Genomic DNA, 16,976 nt, shown 5'->3' on the forward strand with positions numbered 1-16,976 from the left:
TCGGCGCGTGCGAAAGTTCACCGGGAGGTTGGGATGCTCTTGGTTAGTGCCCCCATGTTGGGTGTGCCGGAGAAGGCCGCCTTGTCGAAAGTGATCGACAGCGGCTGGTTGACGATGGGCGAGCGGGTCAGGGCATTCGAAGAGGCATTTGCCGCCATGCACGGTGCTGACGATTGCGTCGCCGTCAACTCCTGCACCGCAGCCCTTCACCTGATTCTGTATGGACTCGGGATCGGGCCCGGCGACGAGGTTCTGGTGCCTTCCTTGACGTTTGTGGCGACCGTCAACGCGGTCTTGTACGTTGGTGCCAAGCCGGTCTTCGTCGATATAGAATCCGATGACGTGCCGCTGATGTCGGTCGAAGACGCCGAAGCGAAGTGCACCCCCCGCACCAGAGCTGTGATCCTGGTCCATTTTGCGGGCTATCTTGCAAACAAGGAGCAGTGGCAGACATTCGCAAGCGTGCGAGGGCTCTACATCATCGAGGACGCGGCACATGCTCCCGGCCTGAAGGAGGTTGGGACCTTTGGCGCCGGAGCGGCCTTCAGCTTCTACGGCAACAAGAACATGACCACCGCCGAAGGCGGCGTGGTCATTACGCGCGACCCCGACTTGCGCGAGAAGATCCGCCAGGCGCGTGGCCACGGCATGACCACCGGCACGCGTCAGAGACTGAACAGCCGCACCCCGCAATATGACGTGACCATGCTGGGCTTCAACTATCGCATGGATGAAATGCGGGCTGCCATCGGCCTGGTTCAGCTTCGCAATCTGCAGGAATGGAATGAGGTCAGACGCATACTTGTCGCGCTCTATCGACGCCTCATCGCCATGCGCTGTCCGGCCATCTCCCTGCCATTTGCCGAAACGCGCCCCTCCGCATATCACATCATGCCGATCCTCTTGCCGCGCTACGTCAGCAGGCAAGACGTCATCGATGAGTTGCGGGCGCAGGGCATACAGACGACAATTCACTATCCGCCCGTGCATCATATGACGCTCTACCGGGAACTCTTCCCCGGGGTTCACCTGCCGCGCACGGAGGATTTCGCCGACCGTGAGCTGACCATTCCACTCCATCCCCAGATAACGTCGCCCGTGGCTGAGGCCGTGGTTGATGCTCTGGCGTCCGCCCTCAGCATCGGCGCTCGGGCAGGGACAGCGGCATGAACGCTTTCGACATGCCCATTCGCAAGCTTGCAATGAGCTGTGTAAGCCACGGACGCGGCCGACGCGCCATGGACATCATTGCCGCATCCGCGGCGCTGATCGTCCTGTCGCCGCTCATGCTGTTTGTTGCCGTGGCGCTGCTGATCGAAGGTGGTCGCCCAATACTTTTTGTCCAGCCGCGCATAGGCGCCGGCGGCCAGCTTTTCCGTATGTACAAGTTCCGGAAGTTCGATCCGCGATGCGATGCGGGCGGCCTTGCGCTGACCCTTGCCAATGACACCCGGATGACGGCCGTGGGCAGGCTTCTCGCTTCCAGCAAATTGGATGAACTGCCGCAACTGTGGAACGTCCTCAAAGGCGAAATGGCCATCGTCGGTCCGCGCCCCGAGAGCCTATCTTTCGCCGAATGTTTCAGAGACGGTTATGAGGCTGTTTTGCAGTACAAGCCGGGCTTGTTCGGCCCTGCTCAGATCATGTTCCGCCATGAAGCGCTTTTCTATCCCAGGGACGTCGAGCCGACCGTTTTCTACAAGGAAGTTCTGTTTCCGGCAAAGGCGAGGATGGATCTTTCTTACTATGGTCGCCGCACCATCGTCTCGGACGCGATACTCATCATTCGAGGTGTTCTAATCGTTCTTGGCATGACCGCGGATCGTCCAGTCGGCACATGAACGTTTCGTGCGGTCGCTCGCGGCACTTGCAAAGTTAGGGTCAAAGAGGTCGAGTCATGACCTACAAGGGAAAGAGAGTTCTGGTCACCGGCGCGGATGGCTTTATAGGGTCGCATCTGACTGAAGCTCTGGTTCGCGGCGGGGCCGATGTGACGGCGTTGGCTCTCTATAACTCGTTCGACAGCCATGGGTGGCTGGACGATCTGCCGGACGACGTCAGATCCCAGCTCAAACTCGTCCGCGGCGACGTTCGCGACAGCGCGTTCCTGAACCGGATCGTACGCGGCCAAGCCGTCGTATTTCATCTCGCGGCATTGATCGCCATTCCGTATTCTTACGCAGCCGCCCAGTCATACGTGGAGACCAACGTCCTGGGCACCGTAAACGTCCTTGAAGCGGCGCGGCAGTGGGACACCGAGCGCGTGGTGCACACCTCGACCAGTGAGGTTTACGGCACCGCCCTGACCATGCCGATCAACGAAACTCACCCGCTGCAGGGTCAATCGCCATACTCGGCCTCCAAGATCGGGGCCGACATGATGGCGGAATCTTACGCTCGCTCCTTCGACGTTCCAGTCGTGGTGCTTCGTCCGTTCAACACATTCGGACCGCGGCAGAGCGAACGGGCAATCGTTCCGACCCTCATCAGGCAGGCCCTCGACCAAAAATGCCGTGCCATCATGGTGGGAGATACCAGTCCGGTTCGCGACCTTACCTTCGTTGAAGACACCGCCGCGGCGTTTCTCAGCGCAGGCTCTGCCGAGCTCGAATTCGGGCGTGCCTATAATGCCGGAAGCCAGCGTGCCGTGACGATATCGGACGTGCTGGACCTGGTGCTTGAGTTGAGCGGCTCCAACAAGCCCGTCCACCGCGACGAGAGCAGGTTGCGCCCGCAAAATTCCGAGGTCCGGGCGCTGCTGGCGGATTCATCCCGGCTTGCGAACGCAACAGGATGGAGCGCGCAAACGGAGCTGCGCGAAGGTTTGAGACGCACCATCGCGTGGTGGCGGGCGCGCCTCAACAGGGGCCTGGTACGTCATGAGATGGGCTACATGACATGAAGCTCTCCGCGCTTGCCGCATTGTTGCTGGTCTGTATTGCCGCATTTCTCAGTCTGCGGCCGGCCGGCGGTCAGGGGAGCAACGCGTCCACCGGCTTCGTCGCGCCGATTGCGATGGAGCTGCCGGCGTATCTTCACCCCGCGACGGACCCCGCGTTCGGCACAAGCATCGTTCGCGTCACCAAGCCCGGGGCGCTTGGAAATGGTGTGGTTTGCGGACCCAAATATTGCAGCCATCGCTATTCGAGCGCGCAAGCCTGGAACGCGGACCAGACGTTGCTGCTCCTCGACAATGGCTGCAATGGAATGTGCTTTCTCGATGGGCACACCTATGTGGCGCTGTTTTGGCGCCGCAGAGGGGGGGAGTGCGAATGGCATCCTCGAAACGCCGAATTGATGATCTGTGTTCAAGATCGGGCGGTCTCGACCTGGGCGCCGCGGACGAACCACGAAGACGTTCTTTTCACATCGCCGGATTATCACGATCTGCAATTCGGACCTTCGAAGGGCAATCCAAGCCGGGACGGAAGTCGCATCGCGGTCCGCGCAATCCGCAAGGACGGCGCGGACGTCGTTTTTGCCTATGATCTGAACCGGCGGTCGAAATTCCCGGACATCGACCTTTCTCAGGTCCCCGGGACGGCGAGTTCCTGCACGATCTCCCCGCTCGGAACGTATATCCTGTGTTTCCAAAACCGCGCCGACGGTACGGAGCAGCGGGCCATCTTCACGGTTGACGGCACCTTGCGCCAGAGATGGACGGATCATCACCGGCCGGGCCATGGCGATCTGACGGTCGACGCTGACGGCAGCGAAGTCTATGTCGGCATCAGTAAATCCGCTCCCGACAAGTTCCAGATAATCAAGCGCAGGCTGTCGGACGGTAAGGCGACGTCCCTTACAGCATATGGCCAGGCGGAGCATGCATCGACACGCGCCGTGGCCAGGGGCGATTGGGTCTTCCTGAGCTACGGCGGCAATCCGGACGAGGTATCGGCCAATCCGGGCTGGGCTCCTTATGCGCGCGAGGTCATCGCTCTTCGCATCGACGGCAGCGGCGCCGTCCGTCGCATCGTGCAGACGCGAAATCCTCCCTCGGACTACTGGAGCGAGACGCATGCGTCGCCTTCTCCGGATGGCTCCCAGGTGATCTGGTCGAGCAATTGGGGCGTGCCGGGTGGTCCGGTTTACGAGTTCGTCTCCCGCCTCGACTGGAACGAACAGCAAAATCCGAAGGAGGTTGTCGCCAATGACCAGCATTAGCCGGTTCTTCCTCGCGGTCCTGGCGGTCTTGGGCAGCGTTCCGATAGCCGCCGCGGCCGATACGTCGGCTTACCGGATTTCGCCGGGCGACACGGTCGAAATCGGAATAACCTCGATTCCCGGCCGGACCGAGCGAGCCGTTGTCCAGATGGACGGCACGATAGTGCTGCCCGATGCCGGCACGGTCTCGGTCGGCGGTTTGACGGCGCCTGAATTGCAGACGCGCATGCAGACGATTTTGCCGACCAAGATCTTTCACATCCGCATGCCTGACGGCCGCGAACAGATGACGGTCGTGAGACCGAGCGACGTGACGGCGGTCATTGCCGAATATCGTCCTGTCTATGTGACCGGCGATGTGCTTACCCCGGGACAGCAGGCCTATCGTCCGCTCATGACCGTGCGACAGGCGATCGCGGTGGCCGGCGGCTTCAGCCTTTTGCGGGCGCGGGCCAACCAGGCAGGCCCGGATCCGACGGACCTGCGGCGCGATTATGAGATGATCTGGGGAGAGTATACCGGTGCTTACTTCCACAGCGCCCGCCTGCGCGCGGAACTCGACAAACAGGCGAGTTTTGACGCCCAGCCTCCGCAAGGCTCTCCCCTTTCTCCCGCGTTGGCAGCGGGAGTAGCGAAGGCTGAAGCAGATGCGCTGAAACTCTCCCTCGAGAATTTTCAGCAAGAGCAGAGCTTCGTGGAAAAAGGCGTCAAGGATGCCGCGGCGCAAGTCGAGGCGCTGTTGAAGCGCGAGCAGGACGAGGCGGCCGGCGTGAAGGCGGACGAGGACGACCTGGAGCAGGTCACCAGGCTGTTCAAAGCCGGCAACCTGACCAACAACCGGCTAGCCGATGTCCGGCGCTCTGTCCTGCTTTCGTCCAGCCGGGCGCTGGAAACATCGGTCGAACTCATGAGAACGCGGCGCCAGCAGGAGGATTTTGCCAGGCAGCTCGAGCGCAACGAGAATCAAAGGCGCATCGGTTTGCTGAACGAGTTGCGGGACACGGAGGTCCGGTTGGCCGACATCAGCGCAAGGCTTCGCGCCGTCAGCCAGAAGTTGCAGCCCCTGGGTGCAACCGCCGCGCCTTTGTCGATCGCCGGCGAAACCATTAAGGCTCAGATAACAATCGTTCGCAATGTCGACGGACAGTGGCGCAAGCAGGCTTCCGACGAGGATGCCGAGGTCGCGCCAGGAGACACGATCGAAGTCAGGTTCAGCAACGAACTAGAGAGCGCGGCGGCACAATAATGCCGATGCTTCGGCACCGCTCGGCGAGCGCTCGATCTCGTGGTGGAGACAAGCTTTGAGCGCAGATATCGACGTCGCGGACGCCTATGGCAGAGGCAGCACAGTCTTCATGGGAATGAAGATGCATGTTGCGTCCGGTGCGCTTGTTCCGAGGCCCGAGACGGAGCTGTTGGGCTCGACCGCCGTCGACGTCTTGCATGAAATGGATCTTCCGGCGCCGCGCGTTGTCGACATGTGCTGCGGTGCCGGCAACCTCGCCTGCGCGATTGCCCATCATGTTCCGACGGCGCGGATCTGGGCCAGCGACCTCACCGACGGCTGTGTGAACACGACGCGCCGCAACATCGCCCATCATGGTCTGGCCGGCCGGGTATCGGTCCTCCAGGGCGATCTGTTCGAACCTCTCTCAACCTCGGTGCCGCCGGGCACGATTGACGTCATCGTATGCAACCCGCCCTACATCTCGGAAAAGCGGCTTGACGGCGATCGCTCCCATCTGGTCGCTCTCGAGCCACGCGAGGCCTTCGCGGCCGGACCCTACGGCATCGCCATTCACATGCGTGTGGTGAAAGACGCCCTGCGATATCTGCGGCCCGCCGGTGCCCTGTTGTTCGAAGTCGGCCTGGGCCAGGAGCGCCAGGTAGCAAGCCTGTTGGAGCGCAGCCGGCGCTATGACGATATCCGCGCCGTCACCAACTCCGCCGGTGAGGTGCGAGTCGTCCTCGGATACGCCAAGCCGCAGGGCTGAGCGGAGCCGGGTCGAGCCTATCCGCGCTTGCTGGCAATGAATTGCGCTATTCCCTGGATGGAATCCAGGTTCTCCGGCAGCAGCTCACTGTCCTCGACGGTGATGCCAAAGGTTTCTTCGATGAAGCCGATGACCTCGAGCACCCCGGTGGAGTCGACGATGCCCTGATCGAGCAGCGATTCGGTGGTGCTCAGGGATTTCGCATCGGCGATGTAGAAGTTCGAAGCCAGGAAATCCCGAATTGGCTTGATGTAAATGTCGCCCGCCGGCTTGGTTGCCAAAATCGAATCCATCTAATCCACCCTCCAAACAAAGAAAAATGCGCGTGCCGTCCGACAGCGCTACGAAAGAGCCACCTTCTTGAGTTTTCCCGTGTCCGTCTTCGGCAGGCTGGGCACGATGACGATTGACTTCGGGACCATGAAGCTTTCGAGCCGCTTCTGGCATTCCATTTGAAGCTGCTTCTCGCCGACAATCCGGCCTTGCTCGATCACGACGAACGCCTTCACCGCCTGGCCCAGAAGCTCGTCGGGGACACCGACCACCGCGGCCTCCTTGACGCCTGGGATATTCACCAGCACGTTCTCGACTTCCTTCGGCGCAACTTTCTCGCCTCGGGATTTTATGATCTCGTCGCCGCGGCCGATGAAGTAGAGATACCCGTCCGCGTCCATTCGGCAGTAGTCTCCGGTGTAGAGGACCTGCTCGCCCGGCAAGGGACCGGGCTTCAGCTTCCTGGCCGTCGCTTCCGGTTTGCCCCAGTAGCCCTTCATCACCGTCGCGCCACGGATAACAAGCTGGCCGACGGTGCCGGGCTCGACGCGTCTGTCGTTCTCGTCGACGATCCACATTTCCGTGTTGGGGATCGCGATACCCACGCTCAGCGGCTTCCGCTCGAGATCTTGCGGCGGCAGATAGGTGCAGCGCTTGCACTCGGTAAGGCCGTACATCGAATAGATGCGGGCGCCAGCAAACAACTCCCTCAGCATGCTGATGTGTTTGAGCGGCAGGGCGGCCGCGGTGTTGGTGACATAGCGAATGCTCGAAAAGTCGTGATCCTTCAGCGACCTCAGCTCAGAAAGCGACGCGAAGATGGTGGGCACCCCAGGGAAACCTGTAATCTTCTCGTCCTTGATGAGCTGCAGAATCTGCGCCGGAAACGCGAATGAACGTTCGAGAACCAGCCGGGCTCCCATGCGGAAGGCCATCAGCATCTGGTACAGGCCGTAATCGAAGGCAAGGGGCAGGACGTTGAGGATCACCTCGTCTTCGCGAAGTTCCAGATATGATGCTATCGAGGTGCATGCCGCCGTCATGTTGCGGTGCGTCAGCATCACCCCTTTGGGTTCGCCTGTGGATCCGGACGTATAGATGATCGCGGCGAGATCGATGTCGATCGATTTGCGCGCCGGCACGACTGGAGTCCTTTCGGCGGCCGCGTCCCAGCGCATCGCACGAGGCAGCCGGCTGAGCTCGTCGTCCTCGATAGGCCCCGACACGATCACCTTTCGCAGCGAACCGCAATTGTGGAGCGGTTGGCCGAACACCGAGCGCAGATGCTGGTCGGTGATCAGCGCCGCCGGTTGGCAATCCTTGAGGAGGTAGTCGAGCTTCTCACTTTTGGTGAGCGGGTTGACGACGCACACGACGGCGTTTGCCTTCAGCGCCGCCCAGAAGCTGACAACCGTCTCGACCGTGTTGTCGGCGAAGATCATCACCCGGTCGCCGCGTTGCACGCCGGCCGATACCAGACATTGCGCAATCCCATTGGAGCGCTCGTCGACCTCGCCATAGGTGACGCGTCGCCTGTTGCAGACCAGCGCCACCTTGTCGCCGAGCCGGCTGGCGGAGTCGATCAGATAATCGTGCAGCAGCGGCACGGCACCGTGTATCATGCTGGCTCCCTTTCCCGATGCTCGTAGTCGGCGTCGATGCTGAGCTCTGGGCCTGTGGCGCCGGCTGGACGGCTTGCGACAAATTGCTGATGCAGAAGCTGCGTCGACAAGACGCCCACCAGCGCCATGTTGTCGGAATTGGACATGTCGCCCTCGCCGGCTCTGGCCCGGCACTTGCCGACCAGGCCGGCAACCGACTGCGGATCGAAGACGCCCGCCGCTCGCAACGCCGTCTCGGACAATGCGTCGGCAATGTAGGCCGGGGCATCGGCGGCGAAGAAGCTGAGCGCGTTCGGCGCCCTGTAGGGCTGCTTCTTTCGAGCAACGACCTGCGGCGGGAGGATCGGCGCCGCCGCGCGCTTCAGCACGTGCTTCTCATCGAGGCCCCGCAGCTTGTAGGCATCGGGAAGCGCATTCGCCAACGCGACGACGTTGTCATCCAGGAAGGGGAAGCGGCCCTCGATCGAATGAGCCATCAGCATCCTGTCGCCCTGCGAGGACAGCAGATAGCCCGACATCAAAGTCCGGGTCTCGAGATACTGATCCTGGGCGAGGGTGCTCCATCGCGCGAACTCGGCCGGCAATGTCGAAAGCAGCTCAGCCACGGCGTCGCGGCGTTCCGAGACGGCCCGCATATCCCGGCAGAACAGGCGTTTGATGGCACTGGTCGTGCGCCAACGCGTGTCGTGCGCAAAGCCCGGCGCATCGTGAGCATGAATATTGCGGCCGAAGAACTGCCGCGCCATCGCTTGCTGATGAACCGGCGAGCGCGACAGGTAAGGGTAGAGCCGCTCGAGCAGTCGGGGGCGTCGGGTCGAAGTGGGCTGGCGTCCCCAGAAGCGGCGCACCTTGCCCTCGCGGAACAGGTCATAGCCGGCAAACATCTCGTCGGCGCCTTCGCCGGTCAGCACCACCTTGATGCCGTATTCGCGCACCAGCTTCGACAGCAGGAACAGCGGTGCCGGCGCGGTCCTCAGGATCGGCCGCTCAGTGTGGCGGATTACCTCGGGAAATACCTCCGCAATGTCGCTGCGCCTAACGATCACCTCATGGTGCTCGCTCCCGGTCCGGGCGGCAACGAGCCGCTGGAAATCGGTCTCGTCATATTCGGCGTCCGCAAAACGCAGCGAAAAAGTCTGGAAACGCTCGCCGGCGAAGCGTCTTCCGAGCGTGGCGACAAGCGAACTGTCCAACCCGCCCGAGAGGTAACAGCCAACCGGCACGTCGGCCTGCACGATCCGCAATGCCGTCGCGGCTTCCAGCGCCAGTCGCACCTCCTCGACCGCCTCGTCCAGGGAGCCGCCAAATCGTCCCTTGTCCTCATCGTCGATTTCCGGGAAACGCGGTTGCCAGAATGCATATTCGTGCGCCGTGCCCATCTCGTAGACGCGTACATGTCCGGGCTGGAGTTCCCGGATGCCCTGAAACACGTTCTGCGGAGGAACAACCGTCCACATGGTGAAGGTCTGGTCGATGCCTGCCGGATCGAACGCGCGGGGAATTGCCGGCTCAGCCGCGAAAATCGCTTTGACTTCACTGGCAAAAAAGAGGCGGCCGCGATGCTCGCAAAAATGCAGCGGGCAAATGCCGTAGCGATCGCGCGACAGTATAAGCTGGCCGGCGGCCGGGTCCCAGATTGCCAGCGCCCATTGGCCGTTCATACGCTCGAAGGCAGCCCGGCCCCATTCCCGGTAAGCGTGCAGCACGACTTCAGTATCGCTGCGGGTACGGAACCGATGGCCGAGGGCGATCAGCCTGTCGCGCAGATCGAGATAGTTGAAAACCTCGCCATTGAAGACGATCCACGCCTGGCCGTCAGCGTCTGTGAGGGGCTGCTGCCCATGTTGAAGATCGACGACCGACAAACGGGCGTGCGCCAGCCCCGCGCGTCTGTCGCGGTACAGTCCACGCTCGTCGGGGCCGCGATGCGCAAGCGCGCCAGCCATGCGCAACAATGCTTCGCGCGAGGGCGGTTCGGCGGTGGCGTTCAGCGCCAGTATTCCGGCGATCCCGCACATCCACGTCAGTCCACATCCATCGGCACGGACGGCAATGGCCTGGCGTGAAGATACCGGGCTGCCCGACGCTTGGCCTCGATGTCCTTGAAGACCTTCTCGACCTGGCCGCCGGTGAGCCCAGCCGCCACGGCGACGTCGTCCGCGCATACGCCGTGATTCACGCCATAGAGGCATAGATCCGTCAGGTGGTAAGGCAGCGCGAAGTAGAATTCCTCCTGGCTCTGCGCCATGGAGAATGTGTCGCTGGTCGGCGGCCTGCGGCGGATTTCTTCGTCCACTCCAAGATATTCCGCCAGCTGGTAAACCTGGGTTTTGTAGAGGTGCACGATCGGCATGACGTCGGCGGTGCCGTCGCCTTGCTTGACGAAGAAACCCTGGTCGTATTCGAGCCGGTTCGGCGTTCCCGCGACGGCGTAGCCGAGGCGATCCGCGTGATAGTATTCGGTCATCTTGCGGATGCGTTGCTTGTAGTTGGTCGCGGCAACGATCTGCAGATAGGCCGCGGTCGGGAGCCGGACAGTGTCGACGTTGCCGTCAGGGTCTTGAACTGTGAGGCGGGTGATGTTGAGGCCTTGGCTCTTCAGGACCGAGGTCAGCACCAGTTTGCACTTCCAGCCTTCGTCATACTCTGGAACGACGGAGCGTATGGCCTCGATCTGCCGGCGATAGGCGCCGATGGCATCAAGCGCCGGGGCTATATCCTCAACCAGGGTGTCGATGCCGAGCTGGCCTGCGACCACACGTCCGAGCCTTAGCGAGTCGCCTGAGGAGTCGCGCTCCGGCATGAAGATGCCGAGGACTTTGTCCCTGCCGAAAGCACGCACGCACAAGGATGCGACGACGGAGCTGTCGATGCCGCCCGACAGTCCAACCACCACTCCGCGTCGCCGAAGCGTGACCAGAACCTGCTCGCGCGTCGATGACACGATGCGGTCTGCCTCCGCGGCGGCATCCAACGTCAGCACTTCGCGGGTGAATCTCGAGATCATGCCGGCTGGCGCTCCAATCGCAGGGATTCAGCCGGCGTGTAAGTCTGCAGGATGGCCTTTTCTATCAATGGACGGTTGGTCTCGACATGCGGCGCGACGACGAGATCGATATGACTGCCGACGATCGGAATCACCTGCAGGTCGCAAAAGACGCGATCCCAGCCAATGGCGCGGGACATGCCCGGACGAGCGCAGCGAAACAGGGTTCCCTGGATCGCAAGAGCCGCCTTGGGTTCCGTCAACCAGCGGAAAAACGCCTGCGCCCGCAAGACTTCCTGCAGTTCCAGCTTGATCCGGAAGCACGCTCCATTGAACTGGCCGTCGGTGTAGCGGTCGATCGCGCGAGCGAGACGAGTTTCGTAACCGATTTTGACCGCGATCTTCGCCAGGGCGCGGCAGGCGACGCGATGGAACGAGATGCGGTTGGACCGCAGCCGGCGCACCGTGCGGGTAACCGTCTCCCAACGGCGGCTGCGCTCGCCCTCGAGGCTCGTGTCGAGGATGCCGACGAACCTTACCGACCGTCCTGCCTTGAGCAAGCGCACGGCGACTTCCAGCGCGACCGCCCCGCCGAGCGAGTGGCCAAGCAGCCTTACATTGCCTGACGGTTGGGTGCGGTTGATCTGCTGGACCGCCGCATCTACCATGTTCGCCAGATCCTTTTGCCCGTTGAGGATCATCGTCAGGCCCGGATACCTGATCGGAACAACCTTCGCTGTTTTCCCCATGGCCGAAGCGAAGGCAGCCAGGCTTGGTCCGTAACCGACGGAACCGGGAAACAGGAAAAGCAGCGGCGGGTCATGCTCGGGACCGGCTTTGCCCGATGCGGCTGCTTGCGCCGCGACGACAGCCTTTACCATCTCATCGGCGCTCATCCCGATCGTGAAGCTCTCGAGCCCGAGTTCCTGGCCGATGAGATTTTCGATCTCCATCACGCAGTGCAGCAGCTTCAGCGAGTCTCCTCCGGCCTCGTCCCATCTTCCGACAGCCGCTCGCGTGTTGAGAACCTTGCTCCATGCCTTCTGCACCACCTGACCCACCGCCAGGTCGTTACCCGGAACCGGCGGATCGGCTGAGGCAGCCGGCTTCCTGGCCAGGAGGTCCATCTTCCCGAGCTTAGCTAGGTCGATCTTTCCACCACTGAGGCGCGGGATCTCACCCGCGCGGTGAAGCCTGAGAGGCCGCAAGGGTGGGGGCAGCGTGTCTGCAACCAACTGGCGGAGCTCGTCCACAAAGTCTGGACCCGCGGAATTGCTTGGAACCGCGAATGCGACGAGTTCGGTCGCCTCCGTCACGATCGCAACGGCGTCCTGAACGGACGGGGCGGACCGCAGAACTCTTTCGAGCTCGGCCGGCTCGATACGTCGACCGTTGATCTTTATCTGGCGACCCTTTCGGCCAACGATCCTCAACAGACCATCGCTGTTCAATTGTACGAGATCACCGGTCGGAAAAATCCGTTCGTGCGGAGCGTCGGGGTCCGCTTCGATTGGGATGACGGCGCCATTCTCCCAATGGCCGAGAAGCACATAGGGGCTCTTGATGACAAGTTCTCCCGTTTCCCCGGGCAGGACAACGTGGCCGTTTTCGTTCACGATCGCGAATGCGATCCCCGGCAAAAGGCGCCCCACCGGCACGTCGGGCTCGGTGTCCTGCGGCTCTGACGGAAGGAACCACTGCGATCCTGTCGTTTCAGTCGACGAATAGCCTATCTGGATCAGACAATTCGGCGGGACGGCCTTGCGCAGAAGCGCGATGTCGGTCCAAAGCACCTTCTCGCCCCCGACGCGGACTACTCTAAGCGAGCTGAAGGTGTCGGGTGGCGCGTTGGCCATGAGCGCGCGAAGCAAGGCAGGCACGAGATAGGTGACGGTCGTGCCCTGCTCTTGCATCCTCGCGCGAACGCCGCGCAGGCCTATGGCTTCCAGTTCAACGAGCTGCAAGGTGGCGCCAGTGAGAATGGCCGCCAGGATCTCCCGACAGCCGGCTATGGTGGCTAGGCCCGCCACGGGGAGGAAAACATCCTGCGAATTGATGTGACACGCGTCGACATATTGTTGCACGCGCCGCAGCAGGCCGCGTTGGCTGTTGACGATGCCCTTGGGACGCCCTGTACTGCCGGACGTATAGAGAATGATGGCCGGCGCATCGACGGAAGGCTGCGGAACGGACGTCGCCAACAGGTCATGGTCCAAGGGCGAACTTGCGGCCATGTCGAGCCATTGGACATCCGCAGCCAGATCGCCGGGCCGCTCTCCCACGCCCAGCATGGCCGAGAGCCCGGCCGCTGCCACAATCTCCTTGACCCGGGGGCTGGGATCTCTTGCGTTAAGCGGGATTGAAACCCGTCCGGCGGCCATCGTTGCGAGCATTGCAACCACGCTCCAGACGGAGGATGGCTGGCAGATTCCAACGGGGCTTCCTTCGGGAACGGCCCGCGCAATTCGGCGGGCGAGGGTCTCGACGGCGGCGCCGAGCGCCGAATATGACAGTTCGTCGGCACCGTCATTGATGGCGACTTTATCCGGATGTTGCCCGGCGATGGTGTGCAGCAGCGGACCTATCCCGATTTCCGCGAATCCGGCTGGCAGAGGCGGATATGGCCGCAAGGTAGGTCCACCCTCGTCCAGGGCATAATCGCGCACCTCTGTCCACTTGGCGGGCCCTGACGGAAGAGGAGCCGCATCAAGATCCTGGTCCGCCGCTGGTGCCTTCACATATGCCGGGAGCATGGCTTGCCTGAGCTGGAGATGAAGTCCCGTTATTAATCCGCCCAGCAGATCTTTCATCGCTCATTCTGATGATGCATCTCGGGATAAATGAAGGCGAGGTGGAAGCGCGCGTGAATTAGGTCGCAATTTAACTCTTGGGACATGCCGTGACATCAAGCAGGCCTGTTCTTGTCACCGGGGCAGCCGGTTTCATCGGCTTTCATCTGTGCCGGAGACTGCTTTCTGATGGCCGGCAAGTTGTCGGCCTCGATTCCATGAACGAGTACTACGATATCAACCTGAAGCGCGCCCGGCTCGATCAGCTGGAAGAATTTCCGCATTTCCGGTTCGAGCATGTCGATCTCACCGACCGGGATCGCATTTCGGCGCTTTTCGCCTCGGCCGATCCAGAAATCGTCGTCAACCTCGCGGCCCAGGCCGGCGTTCGTCATTCGCTGGCCGATCCTTACGCCTATGGGCAAAGCAATCTGATCGGCTTCCTCAATGTCCTGGAAGGATGCCGCCACGCTTCAGTCGGCCACCTCGTCTATGCATCCTCGAGCTCGATCTATGGCGGCAGCAAGCGGGTGCCGTTCTCCGTTCACGATTCGGCCGATCATCCGCTCAGCCTCTACGCCGCCAGCAAGAAGGCCAACGAGCTGATGGCACATGCCTACAGCCATCTGATCGGACTGCCGACGACGGGTCTGCGGTTCTTCACCGTTTATGGGCCATGGGGGCGGCCGGACATGGCCCTGTTTATCTTCACCAAGGCCATACTCGCGGGCGAGCCGATCGACGTCTTCAACCATGGCGACATGCGGCGCGATTTCACCTATATCGACGACGTCGTCGAGGGCGTTGCCCGCGTCATGCCGCTGCCTGCGACGGCCAACAGGGAATGGAGCAGCGCCGCGCCTGACCCCGCGACCAGCAATGCGCCATTCAGGATCCACAACATCGGCGGCAGTTCGCCGGTTGAGCTGAACCACTTGATCGAACTGCTTGAAGACGCGCTGGGCAGAAAGGCGATACGCAACCTCATGCCGCTCCAGCCCGGCGACGTCCCGGCGACCTATGCCGACGTCAGTTCGCTCGAGGAAGCGACCGGCTTCAGGCCGAGAATCTCGATAGAGATCGGGGTCCGGCGTTTCGTCGAATGGTACCGGGAATTCTATCGAGCATGATGCGCGCAGCCATGGTCAGCCGGGAGGAGACGGGTGAGCCGATGGATACGACCGCCAAAAGCTGCGGAAGCGGTTGGTTGGAGCCGGCTGTACTCCCGTCGCCCAGTCTCGCGGAATGCACGCGACTCTAGAGCCGCCGTTCCGTTGCTTTCGAAAAGATCGACGCCGTCGCCATGTTGAAAACGCAGGCCGACTTCCTTCTGCAGGGACCGCGCCGCCTCGAGGTTCGTTTCCCGAACAATGCTTATCCGCCCTGCTGCATCTGACCCTCGGGATGTCGAAGGACCGCGTCAGACATCAGCGCTCTGCGCGGGCCGCGGAAAAGACGCCGGTTGGAGGTTCGCAAAGCCACGGCGGGACGGCCTTGTACGCGAGCGGCTGGATTCTTACCGATCCGATTGTCAGCCGCATGCCCGATGAGAAGAAGGCACTGGAATTGTCTCGGACCGTGCGACGTCAGATCGAGGGCGAATAAAGGCCGCCTTCGCCGACGTCGCACAGGGCGCGGTGATTTAAATATCAAAAGTTAGATCCCCGGGTGGGCGCGGTTCTGCATTGCCTCAAGGATGACCTCGACCTCTTCACCGATCGCGCCGAAGAGGCACGATTGGCCTGGGGCAGATGCCTTGAACGGAAATCAGGTTTCACTCTGTCTGACTACAAGCGCGACTCTCCATATCGTAGGCAGGAGGACCTAGATCACTGGCTCGACGGCCTACGGAAAGCAGGCGTTGCGGATTGAAGGATGACGACGTAGCCGCGACGCCACGAAATTTGATCAGTTCGTCGAGACCTCCGGCCGTCGACATGCTCGAAAGATTGAGGGAGCTTTTCTCGAGGGGTTCTTCCGAAGCCATGGGTTTATCACTCCAGACTCGACGTGCAGAGCGAAGACAGCCAGTATCATATCTGCTTGTCGCCGCCGTTTTCCTATATCCGCTGCTTCTTTGCGCCCCATACTGAGGCGAGACGATGAGAGATCCGATGCGCCGCCCGGTTGCGTCAAGACAATGGAACGGGAGTGATACCTCTACTTCTTAGCAGGGTTCGCATTCCAAATATCCCGATGCAGTCGCCATTCGCCGTCGGCGCCCTTCTTCCAAACGACGATGTATTTGCCGATTTCCTCGCTGGTCTTGCCATCACTACCGGGAATCTTGATGGAGTAGGCGCCCTCCTCATAGGCGAGATTGCCACTCTCCTCGACCTGCGCCGCTTTGAGGGTCAGATCGGTCAATCCTGCATCGATCCAGCCCTGCCACATCTTCTGAACACTTTCGCGACCGGCGACCCGCTCTTCGTTGGGAGGAAACGCTACCGCGTCTTCGGTATAGTGTTGAGCCAGGCCCGTCGCATCCTTGGCGGCAAACTTCGCAACAAAGTCCGCGTTGTTCGCCTCTATGCTTGATTGGGCTGTCTGGGCACCTGCAGGTTGGCCAGCGCCGACAACTAGTGCGAGGAAACAAAATGTGGCTAGAAGGTAGCGCATCGAAGTCCTCCCTTTGATAGCCAGCCAGCGAAGACCATCTGCAGATGAGGACGACGAGGGCGAGTAATTGCCGGGTGTTGTCGGACATCGGCGCGCCCAATGAATGTCCTTACAGACGGGGGCGTAGCAGGCCGCTTGCAGGGATAATATGCGCTTGCGCTAATGCAATGACAATCCCGCCATGGTGATCCACACTTGCCAGCGTCAGCCGAACGAGGAATATAATCCTCCCGGTGCGGCGACCCTTTGGCTAGCGAGGATCGCCAATGTCGAACAAATACCCTTTCGTCGAAGACACGCCCGGCAAGAAGCTCGAAGCCGGCACAGGCATTTCAGTCTACTGCGGCACGTGCAAACGCAAAGTCAGATTGGACGTTGCAGAGTTGGTGCGGGGGTTCGGACCGGATCAGCCCTGCATGCATTGGGATCTGGTCAAGATCATCTAGTGCCACGAGTGCCTCGCCGCCAGCCGCAACGATCGGGACCTCCAGCACAAATCACGCTTTGACGCCGGAACAGCGCAAGCGGT

Annotated in this window: 14 protein-coding genes; 8 read left to right on the plus strand and 6 right to left on the minus strand. The window is 61.5% G+C overall.

Annotated elements, in window-relative coordinates; translation table 11 throughout:
* The first annotated feature begins 33 nt into the window (after positions 1-33).
* Genes F3H96_RS03985 through F3H96_RS04010 form a run of 6 tightly spaced genes read left to right on the plus strand, consistent with a single transcriptional unit; the run spans position 34 to position 6,158 of the window.
* A complete protein-coding gene (locus tag F3H96_RS03985; protein WP_149790608.1) occupies positions 34-1,170 on the plus strand; it encodes a DegT/DnrJ/EryC1/StrS aminotransferase family protein in 1,137 nt (378 codons plus the stop codon).
* Positions 1,167-1,841, plus strand: a complete 675-nt coding sequence (locus tag F3H96_RS03990; RefSeq protein WP_149790609.1) for a sugar transferase — start codon at positions 1,167-1,169, stop codon at positions 1,839-1,841. The genes F3H96_RS03985 and F3H96_RS03990 overlap by 4 nt, the downstream gene beginning before the upstream one ends.
* A 56-nt stretch (positions 1,842-1,897) precedes the next feature.
* A complete protein-coding gene (locus tag F3H96_RS03995; protein WP_149790610.1) occupies positions 1,898-2,902 on the plus strand; it encodes an SDR family NAD(P)-dependent oxidoreductase in 1,005 nt (334 codons plus the stop codon).
* Positions 2,899-4,164: a hypothetical protein gene (locus tag F3H96_RS04000; RefSeq protein WP_149790611.1), complete on the plus strand. Its 1,266-nt coding sequence runs from the start codon at positions 2,899-2,901 to the stop codon at positions 4,162-4,164. Before F3H96_RS03995 ends, F3H96_RS04000 begins: the two co-directional genes overlap by 4 nt.
* Positions 4,151-5,410, plus strand: coding sequence for a polysaccharide biosynthesis/export family protein (locus F3H96_RS04005; RefSeq protein ID WP_149790612.1), 1,260 nt, complete (start codon positions 4,151-4,153; stop codon positions 5,408-5,410). The genes F3H96_RS04000 and F3H96_RS04005 overlap by 14 nt, the downstream gene beginning before the upstream one ends.
* A gap of 55 nt (positions 5,411-5,465) precedes the next feature.
* Positions 5,466-6,158, plus strand: a complete 693-nt coding sequence (locus F3H96_RS04010) for a class I SAM-dependent methyltransferase (protein WP_149790613.1) — start codon at positions 5,466-5,468, stop codon at positions 6,156-6,158.
* Between the two features lie 17 nt (positions 6,159-6,175).
* On the opposite strand, the gene F3H96_RS04015 is transcribed toward F3H96_RS04010, so the two are convergent.
* Genes F3H96_RS04015 through F3H96_RS04035 form a run of 5 tightly spaced genes read right to left on the minus strand, consistent with a single transcriptional unit; the run spans position 6,176 to position 13,849 of the window.
* Positions 6,176-6,451, minus strand: coding sequence for an acyl carrier protein (locus tag F3H96_RS04015; protein WP_149790614.1), 276 nt, complete (start codon positions 6,449-6,451; stop codon positions 6,176-6,178).
* Between the two features lie 48 nt (positions 6,452-6,499).
* On the minus strand, positions 6,500-8,053 hold the full coding sequence (locus tag F3H96_RS04020) for an AMP-binding protein (RefSeq protein WP_188131273.1): 1,554 nt from the start codon (positions 8,051-8,053) through the stop codon (positions 6,500-6,502).
* Positions 8,050-10,071, minus strand: a complete 2,022-nt coding sequence (gene asnB, locus F3H96_RS04025) for an asparagine synthase (glutamine-hydrolyzing) (protein WP_149790615.1) — start codon at positions 10,069-10,071, stop codon at positions 8,050-8,052. The genes F3H96_RS04020 and asnB overlap by 4 nt, the downstream gene beginning before the upstream one ends.
* Before the next feature lie 5 nt (positions 10,072-10,076).
* The gene (gene nadE / locus F3H96_RS04030) at positions 10,077-11,060 is read right to left on the minus strand and encodes an NAD(+) synthase (RefSeq protein ID WP_149790616.1); all 984 of its coding nucleotides are present in this window, start codon (positions 11,058-11,060) and stop codon (positions 10,077-10,079) included.
* Complete coding sequence (locus tag F3H96_RS04035) at positions 11,057-13,849, minus strand: AMP-binding protein (protein ID WP_244619887.1); 2,793 nt, start codon at positions 13,847-13,849, stop codon at positions 11,057-11,059. The genes nadE and F3H96_RS04035 overlap by 4 nt, the downstream gene beginning before the upstream one ends.
* An 89-nt stretch (positions 13,850-13,938) precedes the next feature.
* Between F3H96_RS04035 and F3H96_RS04040 the strand changes: the two genes are divergently transcribed.
* Positions 13,939-14,958, plus strand: coding sequence for an NAD-dependent epimerase (locus tag F3H96_RS04040; RefSeq protein ID WP_149790617.1), 1,020 nt, complete (start codon positions 13,939-13,941; stop codon positions 14,956-14,958).
* Between the two features lie 1,030 nt (positions 14,959-15,988).
* Here F3H96_RS04040 and F3H96_RS04045 read toward each other — a convergent pair.
* Positions 15,989-16,447: a DUF4440 domain-containing protein gene (locus F3H96_RS04045; protein ID WP_149790618.1), complete on the minus strand. Its 459-nt coding sequence runs from the start codon at positions 16,445-16,447 to the stop codon at positions 15,989-15,991.
* Positions 16,448-16,713: 266 nt separating this feature from the next.
* Here F3H96_RS04045 and F3H96_RS04050 point away from each other — a divergent pair, with 266 nt between their 5' ends.
* Positions 16,714-16,893, plus strand: coding sequence for a hypothetical protein (locus tag F3H96_RS04050; protein WP_149790619.1), 180 nt, complete (start codon positions 16,714-16,716; stop codon positions 16,891-16,893).
* Positions 16,894-16,976: the final 83 nt, after the last annotated feature.

The sequence above is a fragment of the Mesorhizobium sp. NFR06 genome (assembly GCF_900115245.1).
GTDB lineage: Bacteria > Pseudomonadota > Alphaproteobacteria > Rhizobiales > Rhizobiaceae > Mesorhizobium.